The 18327-nt window shown below is 52.5% G+C and carries 21 protein-coding genes; 16 read left to right on the forward strand and 5 right to left on the reverse strand.

The annotated features are described in order from the left end of the window. Nucleotides 1-50: 50 nt before the first annotated feature. Nucleotides 51-1022: an iron-hydroxamate ABC transporter substrate-binding protein gene (locus M3223_RS06840; RefSeq protein WP_251560373.1), complete on the reverse strand. Its 972-nt coding sequence runs from the start codon at nucleotides 1020-1022 to the stop codon at nucleotides 51-53. Nucleotides 1023-1172: 150 nt separating this feature from the next. Between M3223_RS06840 and M3223_RS06845 the strand changes: the two genes are divergently transcribed. Further along, nucleotides 1173-2276 (forward strand): NAD(P)/FAD-dependent oxidoreductase, encoded by a 1104-nt coding sequence (locus M3223_RS06845; RefSeq protein ID WP_435367995.1) that lies wholly within the window; start codon nucleotides 1173-1175, stop codon nucleotides 2274-2276. A 106-nt stretch (nucleotides 2277-2382) separates the two neighbouring features. On the opposite strand, the gene M3223_RS06850 is transcribed toward M3223_RS06845, so the two are convergent. After that, nucleotides 2383-3006, reverse strand: coding sequence for a GyrI-like domain-containing protein (locus tag M3223_RS06850; protein ID WP_251560375.1), 624 nt, complete (start codon nucleotides 3004-3006; stop codon nucleotides 2383-2385). Between the two features lie 194 nt (nucleotides 3007-3200). On the opposite strand from M3223_RS06850, the gene M3223_RS06855 reads away from it, so the two are divergent. After that, nucleotides 3201-3569: a hypothetical protein gene (locus tag M3223_RS06855; RefSeq protein ID WP_251560377.1), complete on the forward strand. Its 369-nt coding sequence runs from the start codon at nucleotides 3201-3203 to the stop codon at nucleotides 3567-3569. Between the two features lie 406 nt (nucleotides 3570-3975). Continuing rightward, nucleotides 3976-5760, forward strand: a complete 1785-nt coding sequence (locus M3223_RS06860; protein ID WP_251560379.1) for a methyl-accepting chemotaxis protein — start codon at nucleotides 3976-3978, stop codon at nucleotides 5758-5760. 95 nt (nucleotides 5761-5855) lie between these two features. Here the strand turns inward: M3223_RS06860 and fabV are convergent, their stop codons facing one another. After that, nucleotides 5856-7043, reverse strand: coding sequence for an enoyl-ACP reductase FabV (gene fabV / locus M3223_RS06865; RefSeq protein WP_251560382.1), 1188 nt, complete (start codon nucleotides 7041-7043; stop codon nucleotides 5856-5858). A 220-nt stretch (nucleotides 7044-7263) separates the two neighbouring features. On the opposite strand from fabV, the gene M3223_RS06870 reads away from it, so the two are divergent. From M3223_RS06870 to M3223_RS06900, 7 genes are all read left to right on the forward strand, one after another. Then, on the forward strand, nucleotides 7264-7410 hold the full coding sequence (locus M3223_RS06870) for a hypothetical protein (protein WP_251560384.1): 147 nt from the start codon (nucleotides 7264-7266) through the stop codon (nucleotides 7408-7410). A gap of 169 nt (nucleotides 7411-7579) precedes the next feature. Then, complete coding sequence (locus M3223_RS06875) at nucleotides 7580-8332, forward strand: SDR family NAD(P)-dependent oxidoreductase (protein WP_251560996.1); 753 nt, start codon at nucleotides 7580-7582, stop codon at nucleotides 8330-8332. A gap of 138 nt (nucleotides 8333-8470) precedes the next feature. Next, nucleotides 8471-9583, forward strand: coding sequence for an endospore germination permease (locus M3223_RS06880; RefSeq protein WP_251560386.1), 1113 nt, complete (start codon nucleotides 8471-8473; stop codon nucleotides 9581-9583). A gap of 1 nt (nucleotide 9584) precedes the next feature. Then, nucleotides 9585-11102: a spore germination protein gene (locus M3223_RS06885; RefSeq protein ID WP_251560388.1), complete on the forward strand. Its 1518-nt coding sequence runs from the start codon at nucleotides 9585-9587 to the stop codon at nucleotides 11100-11102. Further along, complete coding sequence (locus M3223_RS06890) at nucleotides 11095-12279, forward strand: Ger(x)C family spore germination protein (protein ID WP_251560390.1); 1185 nt, start codon at nucleotides 11095-11097, stop codon at nucleotides 12277-12279. The genes M3223_RS06885 and M3223_RS06890 overlap by 8 nt, the downstream gene beginning before the upstream one ends. A 79-nt stretch (nucleotides 12280-12358) precedes the next feature. After that, entirely contained in the window at nucleotides 12359-12775 is a 417-nt protein-coding gene (locus M3223_RS06895) for a phage holin family protein (RefSeq protein ID WP_435368001.1), read from the forward strand. 157 nt (nucleotides 12776-12932) lie between these two features. After that, nucleotides 12933-13313 (forward strand): cytochrome C oxidase subunit II, encoded by a 381-nt coding sequence (locus tag M3223_RS06900; RefSeq protein ID WP_251560394.1) that lies wholly within the window; start codon nucleotides 12933-12935, stop codon nucleotides 13311-13313. A 164-nt stretch (nucleotides 13314-13477) separates the two neighbouring features. Here M3223_RS06900 and M3223_RS06905 read toward each other — a convergent pair whose 3' ends face one another. Further along, nucleotides 13478-13729 carry a hypothetical protein gene (locus M3223_RS06905; protein WP_251560396.1) on the reverse strand — a complete coding sequence of 84 codons (252 nt, stop codon included), beginning with the start codon at nucleotides 13727-13729 and terminating at the stop codon, nucleotides 13478-13480. Between the two features lie 163 nt (nucleotides 13730-13892). Here M3223_RS06905 and M3223_RS06910 point away from each other — a divergent pair, with 163 nt between their 5' ends. The 5 genes from M3223_RS06910 to M3223_RS06925 all read left to right on the forward strand — a co-directional run bounded on the left by M3223_RS06910 (nucleotide 13893) and on the right by M3223_RS06925 (nucleotide 15946). Then, entirely contained in the window at nucleotides 13893-14180 is a 288-nt protein-coding gene (locus tag M3223_RS06910; protein ID WP_251560997.1) for a Dabb family protein, read from the forward strand. Between the two features lie 27 nt (nucleotides 14181-14207). Then, complete coding sequence (locus M3223_RS24210; protein ID WP_285891161.1) at nucleotides 14208-14333, forward strand: hypothetical protein; 126 nt, start codon at nucleotides 14208-14210, stop codon at nucleotides 14331-14333. 12 nt (nucleotides 14334-14345) lie between these two features. Continuing rightward, complete coding sequence (locus tag M3223_RS06915; protein ID WP_251560398.1) at nucleotides 14346-14765, forward strand: DUF86 domain-containing protein; 420 nt, start codon at nucleotides 14346-14348, stop codon at nucleotides 14763-14765. Between the two features lie 201 nt (nucleotides 14766-14966). Next, entirely contained in the window at nucleotides 14967-15476 is a 510-nt protein-coding gene (locus M3223_RS06920; RefSeq protein WP_251560399.1) for a hypothetical protein, read from the forward strand. A 2-nt stretch (nucleotides 15477-15478) separates the two neighbouring features. Next, nucleotides 15479-15946, forward strand: coding sequence for a YtxH domain-containing protein (locus M3223_RS06925; RefSeq protein ID WP_251560401.1), 468 nt, complete (start codon nucleotides 15479-15481; stop codon nucleotides 15944-15946). 12 nt (nucleotides 15947-15958) lie between these two features. Here M3223_RS06925 and M3223_RS06930 read toward each other — a convergent pair whose 3' ends face one another. After that, nucleotides 15959-16747, reverse strand: a complete 789-nt coding sequence (locus M3223_RS06930; RefSeq protein WP_251560403.1) for a helix-turn-helix transcriptional regulator — start codon at nucleotides 16745-16747, stop codon at nucleotides 15959-15961. 127 nt (nucleotides 16748-16874) lie between these two features. On the opposite strand from M3223_RS06930, the gene pyk reads away from it, so the two are divergent. Beyond that, nucleotides 16875-18290 carry a pyruvate kinase gene (gene pyk, locus M3223_RS06935; protein WP_251560998.1) on the forward strand — a complete coding sequence of 472 codons (1416 nt, stop codon included), beginning with the start codon at nucleotides 16875-16877 and terminating at the stop codon, nucleotides 18288-18290. The last annotated feature ends 37 nt before the right edge of the window (nucleotides 18291-18327 follow it).

Here is an 18327-nt window from a genome sequence, read left to right on the forward strand (position 1 = left end):
GGAACTCTTGAGCGGCTCAAGAGTTCCTCTATCCCTTGGCCCTAATGGGTTTAGTTGCCGAGGAAATGCTGCTTGAAAAATTCCAGTTGGAAGTCCAGCGTAATCGGATCGTTGAAATAGAACTCTTTAGCGTTGGCTTCAAACACTTGACCGTTTTTCACGGCAGGAATGTTTTTGTAGGATTCGGTTTCTTGATAAGAATTGTCCTGATCCGGGAACTTGCTGATGATGAGATAATCGCCTGCAAACTCAGGCAGCACCTCGGTGGACAGGGCGTGGTAGCCTTCCTTAAGCGCCGTTTCTTTGACTTTTTCAGGCATGTTCAGCTTCATTGCCTGATAAAGAATTTCCGTGCCGCGGCCCCAGTTGTCGCCGTATACATACAGCTGTTTGTTGAAGCTCTCAATTACGGATACCGTTTTGTCTCCGATTTTGGCGCGAATCTGCTCGCCGGCTTCGTCAGCGCGTTTTTTGAAATCATCTACCCAAGCTTGGGCTTCGTCGCCTTTATTCACCAGCTTGCCGAGCTCGACATGCTGCTGCAGGTAGTCCACTTTACCGTAGGTGTACGTGACCGTTGGCGCGATTTCCTTAAGCTTATCCAGGTTTTTGACGGAGGACAGGGCAATGATCAGATCAGGCTCAAGCTCGATGATTTTTTCAATATTTTCATCGCTTACTTCTTCCACATTAGCCAGCTTGTCCTGGTAACGCGGGTTGCCTTTGGACCAGCTGTCGACACCGACAAGCGGAACATCCAGCGCCATAATATTGCCGGCGAAGGAAGCGAGCACGATGACGCGCTGAGGATTAGCGGGAACTTCAATCGGTCCGTTTTCCGACTGATACGTAATCGTGCCGGACGCCGTTTCGCCGCCTGCAGCTTCGTTTGTCGCAGTATTTGTGTTGGCAGGCGTATTCTCCGCAGCGCCTGTATTTGCGTTATTGCTGGTGCTTCCGCCGCCGCAAGCGGACAGAACGAGCATTAGAGTCAGAACGAGTGGCAGCCAAATCTTTTTCAATGATGAACTCTCCTTAGAAGTGATAATGATTATCAATGCCGTTTACCAATATATAAGGACGGGGCGGATCTGTCAACCTGATTGCAGAAATCTTTAAAAAGAAGTACACTAATTGAGAATGATAATCAATGAAAATGCGGAGGTGCCCGAATGAGCGATTCGCTGCAAAAGCCTGAGCTTGAAGCAGACCTGCAACCGGCGGGGGAGCAGGAAGAACTGTTTGAAATGACGATTATCGGCGGAGGTCCGGCTGGCCTGTACTCTGCTTTTTATAGCGGTCTGAGAGGCATGAAAACGAAAATTATCGAGTACCAGCCGCGGCTTGGCGGGAAAATCCACGTATATCCTGAAAAAATTATCTGGGATGTCGGCGGTCTGACTCCGGTTCCAGGCGCGCAGCTGATTGAGCAGCTGGTGAAACAAGGTCTGACCTTTAATCCGGAAGTTGTGCTGGGCGAAAAAGTTGAGCAAATTGCCAAGGATGGGGACGGCGTGTTTCTGCTGAAGGGCTCCTCGGGCAGAACTCATCGTTCTAAAGCTGTCATTGTTGCCGTTGGAGGCGGAATTTTGAATCCGCAGCGGCTGGACATTGAGGGAGCAGAGCGTTTTGAGGTAACAAACCTGAACTATACGGTAAAGTCGCTTAAACAGTTCAAGGATAAAGTTGTGCTCGTGTCCGGAGGAGGCAACTCTGCCGTTGACTGGGCAAACGAGCTGACAGCTGTTGCCAAACAGGTGTATGTCGCTTACCGGAAGGATCAGCTGAGCGGCCATGAAGCCAGTGTGGATCAGCTGCTCTCCAGCTCGGCGCGCTGCATGTTCAATACGTCGATTACGAAGCTGGTCGCCGAGAAGGGCGGAGAACGCATTGCTACGGTGGAGCTGACACATGCCGTGACGGGTGAGGTGACGGAGCTGGAAATCGACGAAGTGGTCATCAACCACGGCTACGAACGGGAAAGCTCGCTGCTGGACAACAGTCCTTTGGAGCTGAAGCGAGTTGACGATTATTATGTTGCCGGTAACGGCTCCGGCGAGTCCAGCGTGCCGGGTTTGTACGCCGCAGGCGATATTCTGATGCAGGAAGGCAAGCTGCATCTGATTGCCGGGACGTTCCAGGATGCCGCCAACGCCGTCAACCGAGCGAAGCTCTACATACAGCCGCAGGCGGAGGAGTACGGCATGGTGTCGTCGCATAATGACGTATTTAAGGAGCGCAACCGCGAAATTATGAAACAGCTTATTAACAGCTGAGACTTGTCTGCAGTGATAACCGAAATTTAAAATGGGCGGTCCTATGTCATAAATAATGACTTTTGGGACGGCCCTGTTTGGAATTCAAACCAATCCCAGCTAATTGTCAGAGCTTTGTTACATGAAATCTCAATACCGTTTTCAGCTTGGCCGCTTCCGTTCTGCGCGGGTCGGACAGATAGATTTCGCGGTGAGTAAGGGCTGAGCGCTCGTAACCCTGCTCCTTGCAATACGCCTCCATTTTTGCCATGCTTTTGGGTTCATCGGCGAAGCTTCCGATATGCATCATTTGGCAGCATAAACCATCCGTTATTTCACCTAACTCCACGAGGTCTAGATGGGGGTTCGACTTTTTCTTTTTGGTGCGTTCCACGAAGCTCCGGAAAAGCTCATCGGTTAAAAAGTCCGGCTGCCGAATCATAATGGTATATTTCAAATTGTCCAAGTCCGTTGGCGGCTTGGATGTATCGATTAAATCCCAGACTCCTTCTAGCGGGAAAACCGTATACTCGTAATATCCGTCAGGTACTTCATTGCTTTTGTAAGACATTTTCACCGCGTAGCTTAGACTGTATAGCGCTTCGGTTTTTTTGGCAAACTCCTCGCCGTTCGGATTGCCCATTCCATTGATGCTCATAAAAGACATCTTTCCCACATCGATAACAGCAGGTTCCGCTGGAGGCAAATAAAGCTGTTTGTAATGTTTTTTATAGTCGATCTTATCGCCCACGTGAATTCTCTCCTTTTTGCGTCTAACTTCAGAATACAGGCGGTGTACTGACAACAGTATGTCACTATTATCGCCAAGGCTGAAATATTTGGTTCAAAAAAGCCATAACTGCAAAGGATGAGAATCCTGTGCGGGCTATGGCTTTCGGAATGAATGATTAAGCTTTAGGGCTAGCGGGACTCGCAGGGCTGGCTTTGCTGGCAGGGCTAGCGGGACTCGCCGGGCTCGCAGGGCTAGCTTTGCTGGCAGGACTCGCAGGACTGGCAGGGCTAGCTTTGCTGGCGGGACTAGCCGGGCTGGCCGGACTAGCGGGGCTTGCAGGACTAGCCGGGCTCGCAGGATATTTCACTGGCGGTTTTGGATTGTTTGTCGGGCCAGTTGGACCTGTCGGGCCAGTTGGTCCGGTAGCGCCGGTTGGTCCTGTTGCTCCAGTTGGTCCTGTGGCACCCGTCGGGCCAGTTTCTCCGGTAGCACCAGTAACGCCGGTAGCACCGGTTGGTCCTGTTGCTCCAGTTGGACCTGTGGCGCCCGTCGCACCAGTAGCGCCAGTAACTCCGGTATAACCTGTCTTACCGGTATAACCTGTTGAAGCACCAGCGACCGCTGGCAGAACCGTGAAAGATAAGGCAGCCATAGCAGCTAAAAGAACTGTTTTTTTGGCAATTTTACTTTTTAAGTTCATCATAGTTTCCTCCGTTTACATACTAATTCTATCAAAGCTAATCAAAGACTATCAGGCATAAATACCCATGTCAACTTATTTTGAAACGGGTTTCATTATGACTTTTGATCTATTTTCAGTATATTTATTTGTTCAAAGCAGCATGGAAATCGTTTTTGCGATACTTCTTTTCCGCGCTCTGTTAAATTTACATGATATTAACGAAAAATGTGGTTTCGCTTAACTGTGCTTACCTAAACTTGGATAGAAAGAACGGAAATGTATTGTCAGCCGAGGGGGAAGGACAGATGAGGATGGAAGACCGTGGAAGCTGGGCTGATATGAAGTGGAAGCTGATGGCAAGTTTTGCTGTCGTTGCTTTGCTTTTTTTGGGATCGGCGCTGTATCAGAACGGGAAAATCGCAGAAGTCAGGCTCTCGATGAACGAACAAAAGAAAGAAATGGAAAAGCGGATTGCTGTGGCGAAAATTAGCCAGTTTTTGCAGGAGATGGACCGTCTTGAAGGTGAACTGAAACAGGAAAATGACGCCGAACGTCTAGAGCCGTTTTTACAAATTCATTCTGCTATGGAAAAAGAGCTGGAGAAGCTGGAATTCAGCGGCAGCTCCGCGGCTGAGGAAGATTTAAACGCTTTGTACGTCAAATCCTCCGAATATGCGGATGGGGTGAAACAAATGTCCTCGCTGCTGCAAGACGGGAACGCCGAGTCGCTGCTTCTGCTTGAGAAGCTGGACGAGCTGCATACGTTTGTTACCGCCGATAATCAAAATATGCAAGAAATCAGCAGCCGCCTCAGCGCAGCCGCCGACCGGAATGCATCGCGAGCGCAAGCAGGTTCTTTTGAGCTGCTGCAGGAAACGCTCCATGTGTCTCAGGCTGCAGCAGTTGCAGTGCTGTTATTAACAACGCTGGTTGCGTTTATACTCATTCGCTCATTCAGTTCCGGCATCGGCAGGCTAAACAAAGCAGTTCGCATTTTAGCCGAGGGAGACCTCCGCGAACGGATTGGCTCCAAGCGTAAGGACGAGCTTGGCCGCCTCAGCCGCCAGTTCGATTCCATGGTGGATAAAGTGCACGGGATGCTGGAGCAGAGCCGTAAAATCGCTGGATCGATGCTTGACAACTCGACTGTTTTCAGCGGATCAGCAGCAGTTACGGCGCGGGCGAACGAGGAAATCGTCCGTTCCATATCGGATATAGCGGAAGGGGCAGAGCAGCAGAGCAAGCTATCCGAGGACACCAAGGGGTTGATTGACGGGCTGTCTGCAGAGATTGGCGAAATTGACGGATTAACAGACGGAATGCGGCAGCTTGGCCGGCAAGCAGAGGAGAATACAGGGCGCGGCCTGCATGCGGTGAAGGAGCTTCAGGCAGTATCCAAACGTACAAGCGAGCGGATGGATGAGATGTACCGCGAGCTGGAAGTGCTGTCCGGACATTCGCAAAAAATTAATGGCATCACCGCAACCATGATTGAAATCTCGGCGCAAACTCAGGTGCTGGCGCTTAATGCATCTATTGAAGCTGCTCAGGCTGGCGCTGGGGGCAGAGGTTTTTCGATTATTGCTGATGAGGTGAGGAAGCTTTCAGTTCAGTCCAAGGAATCTTCCGTATTCATTGGCACGCTTATCCGGCGGCTGCAGCAAGGAATGGAAGGTTTCCGGGCGGCGATGGAGGAAAACCGGCAGCTTTTGCAAGCGCAGGAAAAACAAACTGAAGTGACGTTCCGCAGCTTTGAAGCGATTGGCGACTCCGTGGGACAGATCAGCAGCGGAATCCAGTCTGTGCATGTACAAGCAGAACGGACCCGCGCAAGCTGCGAGCAGCTGCTTGCAGCCGCTGGAACGGTATCCAATATCGCAGAACATGCCGCCGCTGCAGCTCAGCAGGTACTGGCTTCAGGCTTGCTGCAGGACGACGAAATTCGCCGGATTGCCGGACAAGCCCAACAAATTCATGCGTTATCGGAGCATCTGTCAGGCGAAATCAACCTGTTTTTGCTGCGGGAGATGGCAGCTTCGCACTATGAGGCAGCTGAGGATGAGGACGATTCAGAAAAACAGGCGGCTTAATTTGAAGCCAAAAAGGGATCAAGCGGACGAAAGGTCGGCTTGGTCCCTTTTAGTGTTTAGAAGAAAAGCGGGCTGAAAATACAGCCCGCTAAATATTATCGAGCGGATGGGATTTCAACTAGCGGGTTCGTATCCTGCTCGTAATCGACGCCTTCCGTTTCAAAGCCGAACAGCTGGAAAAACTCCTTGCGGTAGCCGTCAAGATCGGTCAGGCTGGCGATATTGTCGCTATTGACCTCGCTCCAGATGCGTCCTACTTCCTCTTGTACATCCTCACGCAGCTCCCAATCGTCAATGCGGATACGGCCTTTTTCGTCGATTGGAGTGCCGGTTTCGCGGTACAGCTGCTCAAACAAGCGATGCGACTGCTGAATGGTGTTTTCATGCAGTCCTTTTTCTTTCATTACTTTATAAAGAGCCGACACGTAAAGCGGAACAACAGGTATGGCCGAGCTGGATTGGGTGACAAGCGCCTTGCTTACGCTCACATAAGCGCGGCCGCCAAGCGGCGCCAGCTGCTGTTGAAGCTGAAGCGCAGTAGCCTCCAGATCATCCTTTGCCTGGCCGATTGTGCCCTCGCGATAGATGGCTTGCGTTATACCGGAGCCGATATAAGAGTAAGCAATTGTGACAGCGCCCTCGGCGAGAACGCCAGCCTCTTGCAGGCGAGTCAGCCAGCGCTGCCAATCCGCTCCGCCCATAACAGCGACCGTTTGCGCGATATCGTCACCTTCCGCAGGTTCAATTGTCACTTCACTAACCTCGCCCGTATGGAAGTTGACGGTTTTGTTCGTATACGGAGCTCCGATTGGCTTAAGCACGGAGTTATACGTTTCGCCGGAATCGGGGTCGACACGGCGCGGCGCCGCTACGCTGTACACGACTAGATCGACTTGTCCGAGCTCCTCGCGAATCGCTTCAATGACACGATCCTTTGTTTCGTCGGTAAAGGCGTCGCCGGTTACGCTGACTGACTTCAGGCCAGCCTCGGCGGCTTTGCTTTCAAATGCGGCGGAGTTGTACCAGCCAGCCGATGCGGTACGCTTGTCCGTTGCGCTGCTTGGGCGGAAAACGCCAATCGTAGCGGCTCCTGCGCCAAATGCGAGCGCAGTTCTGGCGGACAAACCGTATCCGGTAGATGCGCCAAGCACGAGCGCGCGTTTTGGACCATTCCATTTTGGCTGGGACTTTATGTAATCGATCTGCTCCTGTACTTGTTTGGCGCAGCCCTCAGGATGCGCGGTTGTGCAGATAAAGCCGCGTGTTCTCGGTTTAATGATCATAGAATCAGGCTTCCTTTCTTAGGCGGTTATCAGATAAATCAATATTCGCTCATTCTGTGTTTATTGTAAGGGATAATCTGCAAAAGGGAAACCGGACCCTTTTTCATGGAGAAGCGGCCGCTTGGACAAGCTAACGGGGCTGTGATGCCTAACGGCGCAGCGTCCTCAATTAAACCGGACTTTCAGTGCCGGCAGCTTGCAGCGACGGAGGTGAACGGATATGGCTAAAGGCGGCAAACACTCTTTCGAGAGCAAACAGGCCGGAATGGCGAAACGTTCCAAGGAAGCGGAAAACAATACGGCAGCCGGAACAGACGAAAACCGGAATCAGAAAGGCCATGTGCCAAATAGCCCGTCGACGGGTTAGAAGCGCTATTCTCCAAACAAGGTACAGCATATGCCAGCGGTTCGCAGCCATACGGCAGCGGGCCGCTTCTGTGCGCCGAGGTTGAAGCCGCGGCCAGGGAGGTAATAGGATAGAACTTATTCATGAAACCGATATCATCTGTATATTTCAAAGGAGAGGATGTTGCATGATGGAAGCTGCAGACAAAAATATTGTCGTCATAACGGGAGCCGGAGCGGGCATTGGCAGAGGCTTGGCGCAGGCTTATGCAGCGAAAGGAAGCAAAGCTATCCTCGTTGACCGCAGTCTGGAGGGACTGAAGGAAACCCAAGCGGCAATTCGCAGCTTAGACGGCGACGCAGCGGTTTACGAAGCGGATCTCGGGAATGCGGAAACGATTTTAGCCTTGTTCAAGCGCATCCGCGAAGAGCATGGCGCCGTCGATATCCTCATTAATAATGCCGGCATCAGCCCGTTCAAATCGATGTGGGAGCTAAGCGTCGAGGAATGGGACCGGGTTATTAACGTCAACCTGAGAGCCGCTTTCCTGTGCAGCCGTGAAGCGGCGGGACAGATGAAGGAGGCGGGCAAGCGCGGCCGCATCGTTAATATCGCCTCTACCCGCGCGTTCATGTCGGAGCCGGATTCGGAAGCCTATGCAGCATCCAAAGGGGGAATGATCGCGCTGACCCATGCAATGGCAATGTCTCTTTCCCCTTATGGAATTCGCGTCAATTCGGTTAGTCCGGGCTGGATCGCAACCGGCGACACGGCGCAGCTTAGCCGGGAGGACCATGAGCAGCATCCTGCAGGCAGAGTCGGCAAGCCGGAGGATATCGCGAGGGCTTGCTTTTATTTGACTGATCCGGGCAACGACTTTGTTACCGGCCATAACATAACCGTTGACGGCGGAATGACGCGCAAAATGATTTATGCCGAATAACCGCCCATACTTAAATAAGCACACTCAGCAAACGCTCTCCAAACGGGGGAGCGTTTTTTTAAACCCTTCCTCGTTTACCGCTTTATTTGGATAAAGCTTCCGGTACAGGGATATTCTATACCGGAAAGAGGTGAGAGAGTGAGCCAACAATCAACCTTTGGCAGACTTCCTGCCGTGTGCATGCTGATCTTATCGGTCGGGCTGGTCAATCATGTTTTGATTGTTCCCGTCATCCTCAATACCGCCGGAAGGGACAGCTGGATGAGCCCGCTGCTGACCTGCGTCATCGGAATCGTATGGGTCAGCTTTCCCTTATACGGCACCTTAAAAAGGCTAAAGGAGCCGTTCTGGTGCATGGTCGAGAGAAAACTCGGCAAAGCGGGAGCTTGGCTGATTAAATTGCCCGTTTTGGTGCTTTTATTAGGCATCGCGTTTAATACGCTGATTGACTCCATTTCATGGTCCAAAACAACTTACCTGCCCTATACCCCCAATTACATATTTGCAATCGCCATGCTCGGGGTTTCGCTTTATGCCGTAACAAAAGGATTAAGGACAATCGCGTTTGCATCGGGTATTTTGCTGCCTTTTGTTATTCTGCTTGGCGATTTTGTTATGTCCGCGAATATGCCGCACAAGGATTATCAATATTTAAAGCCTTATTTTGAGAACGGCTATTGGCAGATCGTATCGGGGGCGCTGCTGGCCGCCTGCACGATGGGCGAGATTTACATGCTCGTTTTTTATCAGCATCTGATTAAAAATCGTTTTCGCCGCTGGCAGCTGCTGCTGCTGATGGTTTGTCTTGTCCTGCTCTCGCTGGGGCCGCTTTTAGGAGCGATTGTCCAGTTCGGCCCAACCGAGGCCGCCAAGATGAGATACCCGGCCTTTTCGCAATGGCGGCTTGTTCAGGTCGGCAAATATTTGGAGCATCTCGATTTTTTTGCTATATACCAGTGGCTGTCCGGGGCGATGATCCGAATTGCTCTCAGTCTGTATTTGCTAAAAGACATGATAGGTATTCGCAAGCCGAAAGGAAATGCGGTTTACGGCTGGATGGTCATCGCCCTATTAACGCCGCTTGCACAGATCGTCACCGACCATATGCTGCCTTATCGGCACTTTATGAATATCTATTTCCCTTTTTCCGGAATGCTAGTGCTCGTTATAAGCCTCTCCGGCTGGCTTTTGGCGGTTCTGGCTGCGCGGGACAACAGCGGAGAAAAACCGCTTCTAAAGGAGGAGAGCTGATATGTCCCAAAAAGGATATTCGGGCAAACACTCTACAAATAGCCCGCGCTCGCACGGAAACGAAGCGGAGCAGCCGAATGAAGGGGCAACTCATCCAAACAGGCGTTGGAATCTTGCTTCAATGACAGAGGAGCTGCGGGGATGCGGAGACGTCGAGGTGCTTCAATCCCATTTGGAGCTGGAAGGGAAGCCGGGTACGCTGGTCACCCTGCTTTATTGTCCCAATATGATCGACGCCGTGCTGTTTCAACAGACGGTTCTCCGCGAGCTGCGACAAAAAGGAGGCAGGCTGGAGGCAGGCTGGGACAGCGAGCTGCTTCATTTTCAGGAGTATAAAGACAATACGGATCTATATGAAGCGTTGTTCAGCGGAACCGTCATTATCGGAGTCGGCGAGGGAAGAGAGGAAATGCTTTATCTGTACAATATTGCCGACATGCCGGTGCGGCAGCCGGACGAATCGGTCATGGAGGTTTCGCTCAAAGGACCGAGGGACGGGTTTGTGGAGGATGTTAATCAAAATGTTTGCCTTGTTCGCCGCCGGCTCAAAACACCTGATCTCCAGGTAGAAATGATGACGCTAGGCAGTCAGTCGAGGACGCAGGTCGCCCTGCTTTACATGGCCAGTCTGGCTAAGCCCGATGTAGTGGAGATGGCTCGGACAAGGCTTCAGGACATCCGATCCAACGTTGTATCGATTGAAAGCAGCACTCAGATCGAGTCGCTCATATCGGATGTAAAAGGAAGCATTTTTCCTTTGGTGCATTACAGCGGAAGGCCCGATTTTGCCGCATCGGCTTTAATGTCGGGACGGATCGCCATTCTGGTGGACGGCAATCCGGCCGTCATCGCCGCTCCGGCTAACCTGGCTTTTTTGATTAAATCCCCCGAGGATTTGTCCATGCCGTTTTTTTACGTTTCGCTTGAGCGGACATTACGGTTTATCGGTTTATTCATGAGCATTTTCCTTCCCGGGTTTTGGATTGCGCTCTGTTCCTTTAATACCGATCAGATTCCGTTTACGCTGCTTGCTACTGTCTCCACTTCCCGCAACGGGCTGCCTTTGTCTTCCACGATGGAAATGTTTCTGATGCTGGCGATGTTTGAGCTATTCCGCGAAGCGGGGGTCCGCCTGCCGCGCGCTGTTGGACAGACCGTTTCGGTCGTAGGCGGCTTGATTGTCGGCAACGCGGCGATTGACGCGGGGCTGACCTCGCCGACGATGCTGGTCGTAGCTGCAATCACGGCTGTATCTACGTTCACGCTCGTGAATCAGACGCTCAACGGAACAGTATCCGTGCTGCGCTTTTTCGTGCTGACCTGCTCGGCGGTGCTGGGAATGTTCGGTTTTTTTGCCGGCATGTTTCTCATCATTATCCATGTTTGCTCGTTGGAGACGTTTGGGCAGCCGTACATGGCGCCGCTGGCGAATATGGACTTTAAGCTGATGCTGCCAAGCTTTCTTCAGGTTCCATGGAAAAGGCGCCGGCAAAAGGGGGGCGGGAAAAGCCATGATTAGCCGGTATCGAATCACGGGAAGCTGGCTCCTTAAGCCTTTGACTGCCGTGCTTCTGCCGGCCGCGCTGCTGACGGGCTGCTGGGACGAGCTGGATTTGACCGAGCAGGGATATGTGTCCGGGCTTGGCATCGATTATGTTGACAAGCGATATGTTGCTTACGCTCAACTGATCCAGTTCGCTGCCGTTGCCAAAACGAGCTCCAATAGGGCGGGAGATCCTGTTGCCTGGGTTGGGCGCGCGGAAGGGAAGACCGTTCTGGGAGCTATATCCAATTTGCAAAAATCGTCGCAGTTTGTGCTGAATTTGGAGCATATGAAGGTGCTTATCGTTCAAGAGAGAGCGCTGCCGCATCTGGACGATATTTTGGATGCGAACAACAGGCAGAGAGCCTCGCGTTACACAAGCTTTGTATTCGGAACAAGGGAGAAAATAGACAAGCTGTTTAATTCGGGAACCTTTTTTGGGCATTCCCATTTGATGAGTGTCATGTACAACCCCAAAAGGCAATATGAGCAAAGCAGCTATGTGCGCCCGCTTACGATGCAGGAATTCGTCCGGGGAATGGACGAAAAGGGGATTACCGCCCTGCTGCCCTCAATCGGGCTGGTAGACGGGAAATGGAGCAAAGCGACCGATCCGCTGGAGGTTCAGTCTTATGATGGTTTGTTTGCGTTTAATAACCGGAATTTCCGCAAGTTTTTACCCATTGAATTGAGCTCGGGATACCGCTGGATCGACCCGGAATTCAAGCACTATATTTTGGAAACGGAAGAAGCCGGAAGCTCGGAGGCTCACGATCCGGACGACCAAGGGGACGCGACAGTCAGCATTGATCGCTCCGTTCCGCAAATTACGGTAAATACGGACGGAGCAAGACCTCAGTTTAAGCTGAATCTGCATCTCCAAGGGCATGTCATTGAGCTTGGCGGCCCGATGACGGAGGAGGAGATCAAAGATGCTGTAAAAGATCAAATCAAACAGGAGATTGAAGCTACATACCAATACGCCTGCCGGGAGAAAATCGATTTGTATTTGCTGGGGGAGCAGCTTTACCGCAATCACTTAAGCTACTGGCGGCAGCTGGAGCGTACGGGAGGCTGGGTTCCGAGGGAGGGAGAGCTGCAGATCGACATTTCGTTCGATTTGGTTCACACCGGCAAATTTGATTTGACTTAAATTGGCGAATTAATGACTAATGACAGGCGGACAAACAGGCGGGCTGGCAGCAGCGCACATACAATACTCTATCAGTCTAATGGTAGAGGGGGCAGATGCGTTGAAGGAATATATCGCTGTATCGTTGTTCGCTGTCATTGGTTCAATTGTCAGTTTTTCGTTTGGCATTTGGCAGGAATCGTTGACATTGCTTGTCGTTTGCATGGCCGTGGATTACATTTCGGGCGTAGCGGCATCCTTGAAAGAAAAGCGCGGTTTAAGCAGCGTTGTCGGCTCCTGGGGATTGGCTCGAAAAGGGTTGACGCTACTTGTCATTTTGATTGCCCACCGTATCGATCAGCTGATTGGCGGCGGGGATGCAGTCCGCAGCGCGACCATCTTTTTTTATATTGGAAACGAGCTGTTATCCATCACCGAGAATTACGGGAGAATCGGCTTGCCGCTGCCGACCAAGCTGAAGGAATTCATTGAAATCTTCAAGCGCAAAGACTCCTGACGGTCACGCAATGTTCAAAAAGTTGTCATAAATGAGCCGTAATCTTGCGAATGGAAACGGTTAAAGCTTGTGATTGCCCCCTATATTTCGGTATATTAGCAATAGTTATGGACAAAACTGGGTAAACAACAACGCACAAAGGGGAGCAAACAACCTCATGAAATGGATTATGTCTTTTTTGCTTGTAATCGCTGCTGCGGTTGGCATCTATATGATGACAATCGGCCTGCCGAAGCCGCCGAAGGATGAAGCGGCGGATCTTCCCGAGGGCGTAGAGCTGCTTAAAATCGTTGCTTCTAACGATTTTGTATTTGACAAGGAAGAGTATGTCGTTAAAGCGGGCCAAAAGTACAAAATGGTGCTGAGCAACAAAAGCGGCATCCACGGCGTAGGCGTTGAAGCGCTCGGCATCGACCTTCAGGGCGATACGATGGAGCAGGAAGTGACGTTTGACAAGCCTGGCCGTTATGAAATGCACTGTTCCGTTATGTGCGGTCTCGGACATGACAAGATGAAAGCGACAATCGTCGTTGAATAACAGTTGTACAGCCGGCAATTGCCGGCGAAGCGAATAGGCTATGCGAAAAAGCGTTCCCGATGGGGGAACGCTTTTTAGTCGCTGATAGGAGCTGAGCTGACTGCCGCTAAACAGCCAAAATATCAGGAAAGGCGTGCAGGCACGGCTTTCCGCCCGATAAGGCACTAAGCGCGGCTGCGCTTGCGTCCTGCTGCGATCAGCCGGTCGCAGGCATAACCGACGATGGCATAGCTTATTATGGTGAGCACATACATCGTCATCACCGGGGTTTTGTGGATGTCGTAAAATACATCCGAGATCCAGGCTGGCGGACTAAGCATGAAAAAAAATACGTTATGCGGATCATAGCCCGTGTAATTGAACAGGCATAACAAAAGTCCAATTGCCACGGCCGCTATCGTTATAGGATATCGCATCGGTGGGGCCCCCTTGTGACGGCATTGCCGAATCGTACGGCTTGCGTTATTATGGGTCAAAAGGGCGCCGGACATGCAAATGGCCCGGCAGGATAACGGGACAAGCTTCCGTCGCCCTTCAGCCCGGACAGCGGGCATGACCGATTGGGGGAGCGTTTACAGCATGCTGACACATATCGTCTTTTTCCGTTTAAAGGACCGCACGCCGGAGAGCGTGGAGCGCACAGCGGCCGTTCTGCGCGACATGGAAGGCAAAATTGAAGTGCTGCGTTATCTTGAGGTCGGCAAGGACATCGTTCATTCCGAACGCTCTTACGATATCGCGCTCGTTACAAAATTCGATTCGCTTGAGGCGCTGGGAGAGTACCAGGTTCACCCGGTTCACCAAGAAGTGATCCGCCATATGAATGAAGTCCGCGAATCTTCGGTAGCCGTAGATTACGAGTCCTGATCGGGCAGGAAAGGAACGTTCAAAACGATGGAGGAACGGTCGCTCGGCGAAGATTTTTACATGATGGTTACGTATTTGTTTGTCGTGGTAATCAGCGGCATCATTATGATCGCCTGGCTGAAGCGCCGCGGCAAAAAGAAGAATAAGCGATAACGGAGGCGCCTCATGTATTATGTGAACGTGCAGGATATCCGGCTGCGGCTGGACGCCATACCGGAGCTGACGGAAGCGCTGGACCAGTTGACTGCGGAATGGAGCGGCACGCTGCTGCAGGGATTGGCTCAAGAACGGCTGCTGCATTTGGCGATTGAAACGGTAACCGATGTCGGCAGCTGCCTTATTGACGGATATTTGATGAGGGATGCCAGCAGCTACAGCGACATTATCGAGATTATTGGCGCCGAAGGCGTCCTGGATGAAGAGCTGAACAAACAGCTGCAATGTCTGGCCCAGCTTCGCCGCCCGCTCGTGCAGGAGTATTACAGCTGGCCGCGCCGGGAGCTGCATGACAGCACCGTTCAGCTTGCCGGATGGCTTCGCAGCTTTGGGGAGCAGGTTGAGTCTTATTTGCGTAAGGAGCAGTAAATCGGTTGCTCCTAACTATTCAATTGCCGGATAGCCGGCCTTTCGTCATGGAGATGACGGAAGGCCGGTTTTTTTGCCGTTTCACCTTATTTGTGCAAAAGTTACGCATGCTTTGTGTCAGGCCAAGCCCATCCTGCTTATACTGTCACCAGGAATGTGGGCGCCCGCCCGGTTCTGAAAAGCAGGCGCGGAGGTGAAGGTATGGAATGGTGGATAGCGGCATGTGCTGCTGTGTTTGCCGCTTCTGCGGCATGCACCGCCTGGCAGCTGAACCGGCTGCTGCATCGTCTGGGCCGTTTGGCCGACGGCTTGGAGCATGGCGCTTCGGAGGCGCTGAAGGAAATTGCGAGCGCAGCCGAGGAAGTGCAAAATGCGCTTCAGCCGATGCATGAAACCGCAATGCTGGCCAAACGGCAGCTAGAGAGGCTGGAGCCGCTGCTGGAGGCAGCTGATTCGCTGCGGGTTGCGGCGGATACGGCTGGTGCGGCGGCTCGGCGCATTGCGGATCAGGCGGCTGGAACGGCGGATGCGGCAGCCGAACGGGTGCGCCGGGCGGCAGGCAAATACAGGACGCAGCTGGAGGATGCCATCGGCATCGCGGATGCGGCGCTGGAAGGCTGGATGTATATCCGTACCGCAGCGGCCAAACTAAAAACGCCTGCATGTTCTGACCGTGAGATTGGGAACCCTAACGCTGAAAGGAGAGATTGAACATGATGAAATTTAAATCGAAAAAAAGCGGAGGATTTCTGCTTGGAGCATTGGCAGGCGGGATTGTTGGTTCAGTAACCGCACTGCTGCTGGCGCCAAAAGCAGGCAGCGAGCTTCGTGCTGAGCTGGGCGAGCGTGCGGCAAGAGCGGCTGACCGTGCCGGAGAGCTGAGCGAAAAAATCGGCAGCGGCGCTGTGCATGCGGCAAGACAAACGGCGGAAGGGGCCGCTGCGTTGAAAGACAAAGCGCTGCATACAGCGGATCATCTCGCCTCAAACATTAAGTTCTGGGAGCGTAAAGCGGAGGGTGAGCTGGCGGTTATTTCCTCAGCAGGCGCTAAAGCGGCACATGAAGCAAAGGATTCGTTCGAGGAGCTGACGGATAATCTACCCTTAGATGAGCTAGCTGACGAAGCTCGTGAAGAAGCAGAGACGTTCATCCGCGAGCAAACGCTGGACGACAAAATTTAAGTTAAATACGGATTATTCGTGCCGCCCTGCATAATGAGAAGGCGGCATTCCGTATGAGCGCTTGAAAATGCGCTGAAAATAAGAAACCTCCCCATAGCCGAGATAATCGGCTATTTCTTCTATGGTCAATAGCGATTCCGACAGCATATATACGGCTGTTTTCATCCTCTGATCATGGACGTAGCCGCTGATAGTCTGGCCGGTGCCCCGCCGGAAAAGGGTGGCGGCGTAATTGGGCGTCCGGCCGATGCAGCGGCCCAGGTCCTCCTTCGTCACCTTTTCCCGGTACCGGTCTTGAATGTAGGTTTTCATCCGCTCCAGGTGGCGTGCTGCGGCCGGTGCGGCAGCGCCGGCTGTTCGCTCCCTGCTCCACAAAGCGAGCAGCTCGAGCAGGATTCCCCATCCGCGAATCCGAAAGCCCGTCTGTTTCTCCTTTTCTTCCTCCGCCAAAGTCCGGTAACGAAGCAGCGCCCAATCATAACGGATCGTTTTGAGCGAATGGCAGCTTAACTCCGGCAGCTCAAGCATACGAATCTCTGGCGATTCCGTCTTGAAGGAAATGGCATACAACTCATATACTTTCCCGTCTGGTTGAACAAGTGCAGGTTGAAAACCTGGCGGTACATAAGCCATTTCTCCCCGGCGGAGCGGCATGGAGGCCGGTTGACCGGGCAAGCGCAGCTGAATGCCGCCATAGGTCATAAGCAGGAGCGTTCCTTGATTTCCCCGCTGGAGGGATTCAGGAGCAGATCCGTGCCGTGATGAATGACTGCCTTGCAAATGGATGGTCGACCAGTTCATGAACGTATCCCCTCTGCCGCTGCTCAAAATTGTACTATAGGTTTTTTATTATACTATAGCATGTCGAATCCTGACGACTGCAGAGGTACAATAGAGGCAGTATGTGAAGGAGGCTATATTTGTGACCATTCGTAAAACAAAAATTGTCTGTACTATGGGACCTGCATGCGAAGCGCTGTCCGTCCTGATTCAAATGATGGAAGAGGGCATGAACGTTGCCCGTATCAATATGGCTCACGGTGAGCTGGAAGACCATTCGGCGCGCATCCGCGCTGTGCGCGAGGCATCGGCAAAGGCTGGCGTTGTTGTGCCGGTGCTGATGGACATTAAAGGCCCGGAAGTCCGGATCGGCAAGCTGCGCGAGGCGTCTGTTTTGCTTGTTCCAGGTGAAGAACTGACACTGACAACGATTGAGCTGGAAGGAGACGCTTCCCGAATTTCCGTGAACTACGCCGGATTGCCGGAGGACGTATCCGCAGGCAGCACGATTTTGATCGACGACGGCTTGATTGAGCTGGAAGTCATTGAATCCGGCGGTACCGAAATTCGCTGCCGTATTATTAGCGGCGGCGTGCTGAAACCGCGCAAAGGCGTGAACCTGCCGGGTGTGCGCACCCGACTGCCAGGCGTAACGGAGCGCGATGTGAAACACATTCATTTCGGCATCCGTGAGCAGGTAGATATTATTGCAGCTTCGTTTGTACGCAAAGCAGAGGATATTATTGAGATTCGCCAGATTTTGGAGGAGAACGGCGCCGGCCATATCCAGATTATTTCCAAAATCGAGAACGATGAGGGCGTAGAAAACCTCGATGCTATTATCGAGGCTTCCGACGGCATCATGGTTGCCCGCGGCGACCTTGGCGTAGAAATTCCGGTAGAAGACGTGCCTGCGCTGCAGGAGCAGATGATTCACAAATGCAACCTGGCTGGCAAGCCTGTCATCGTCGCGACGCATATGCTGGAGTCGATGCAGGTTAATCCTCGTCCAACGCGCGCTGAGGTTAGCGACGTTGCCAACGCCGTTATCCAAGGCACGGACTGCATCATGCTGTCCGGCGAGACGGCTGCGGGCAAATATCCGGTTGAGTCGGTGCGCCGCATGGCGACGATCGCCACTAAAACGGAATCGCTGGCTGATTACCGCCTGCAATTCCGCACCCGCCAGACGCTGCATGCAACGACGACGACCGAAGTCATCAGCCAAGCTGCGGTTAGCTCTTCGCTGGATCTGGACGCAAAAGCGATTCTGACGCCTACGGAATCCGGCTTCACGGCGCGCATGGTGTCCAAATACCGTCCAAAAGCTCCGATCATTGCCATTACTCCGGATCCAAAAACGATTGCGAAGCTTTGTTTGCTTCGTGGAGTCATTCCGGTTCAAGGCGAGCGCGCCCGCTCTACGGACGAGCTGCTGCAGTCTGCCATTGTAGACGGCGGCAAAACCGGCCTGCTGCATGAGGGCGACTACGTCGTTATCTCTTCCGGCGTGCCAAGCGGCAAATCCGGCGCAACCAACCTGATTAAAATCCAGCAGGTTTAATAAGCTAAGCGAAAAGGCTCTGCTCTTCATCACAAAA

It is taken from the genome of Paenibacillus pasadenensis (assembly GCF_023715725.1).
GTDB lineage: Bacteria > Bacillota > Bacilli > Paenibacillales > Paenibacillaceae > Paenibacillus_O > Paenibacillus_O pasadenensis_A.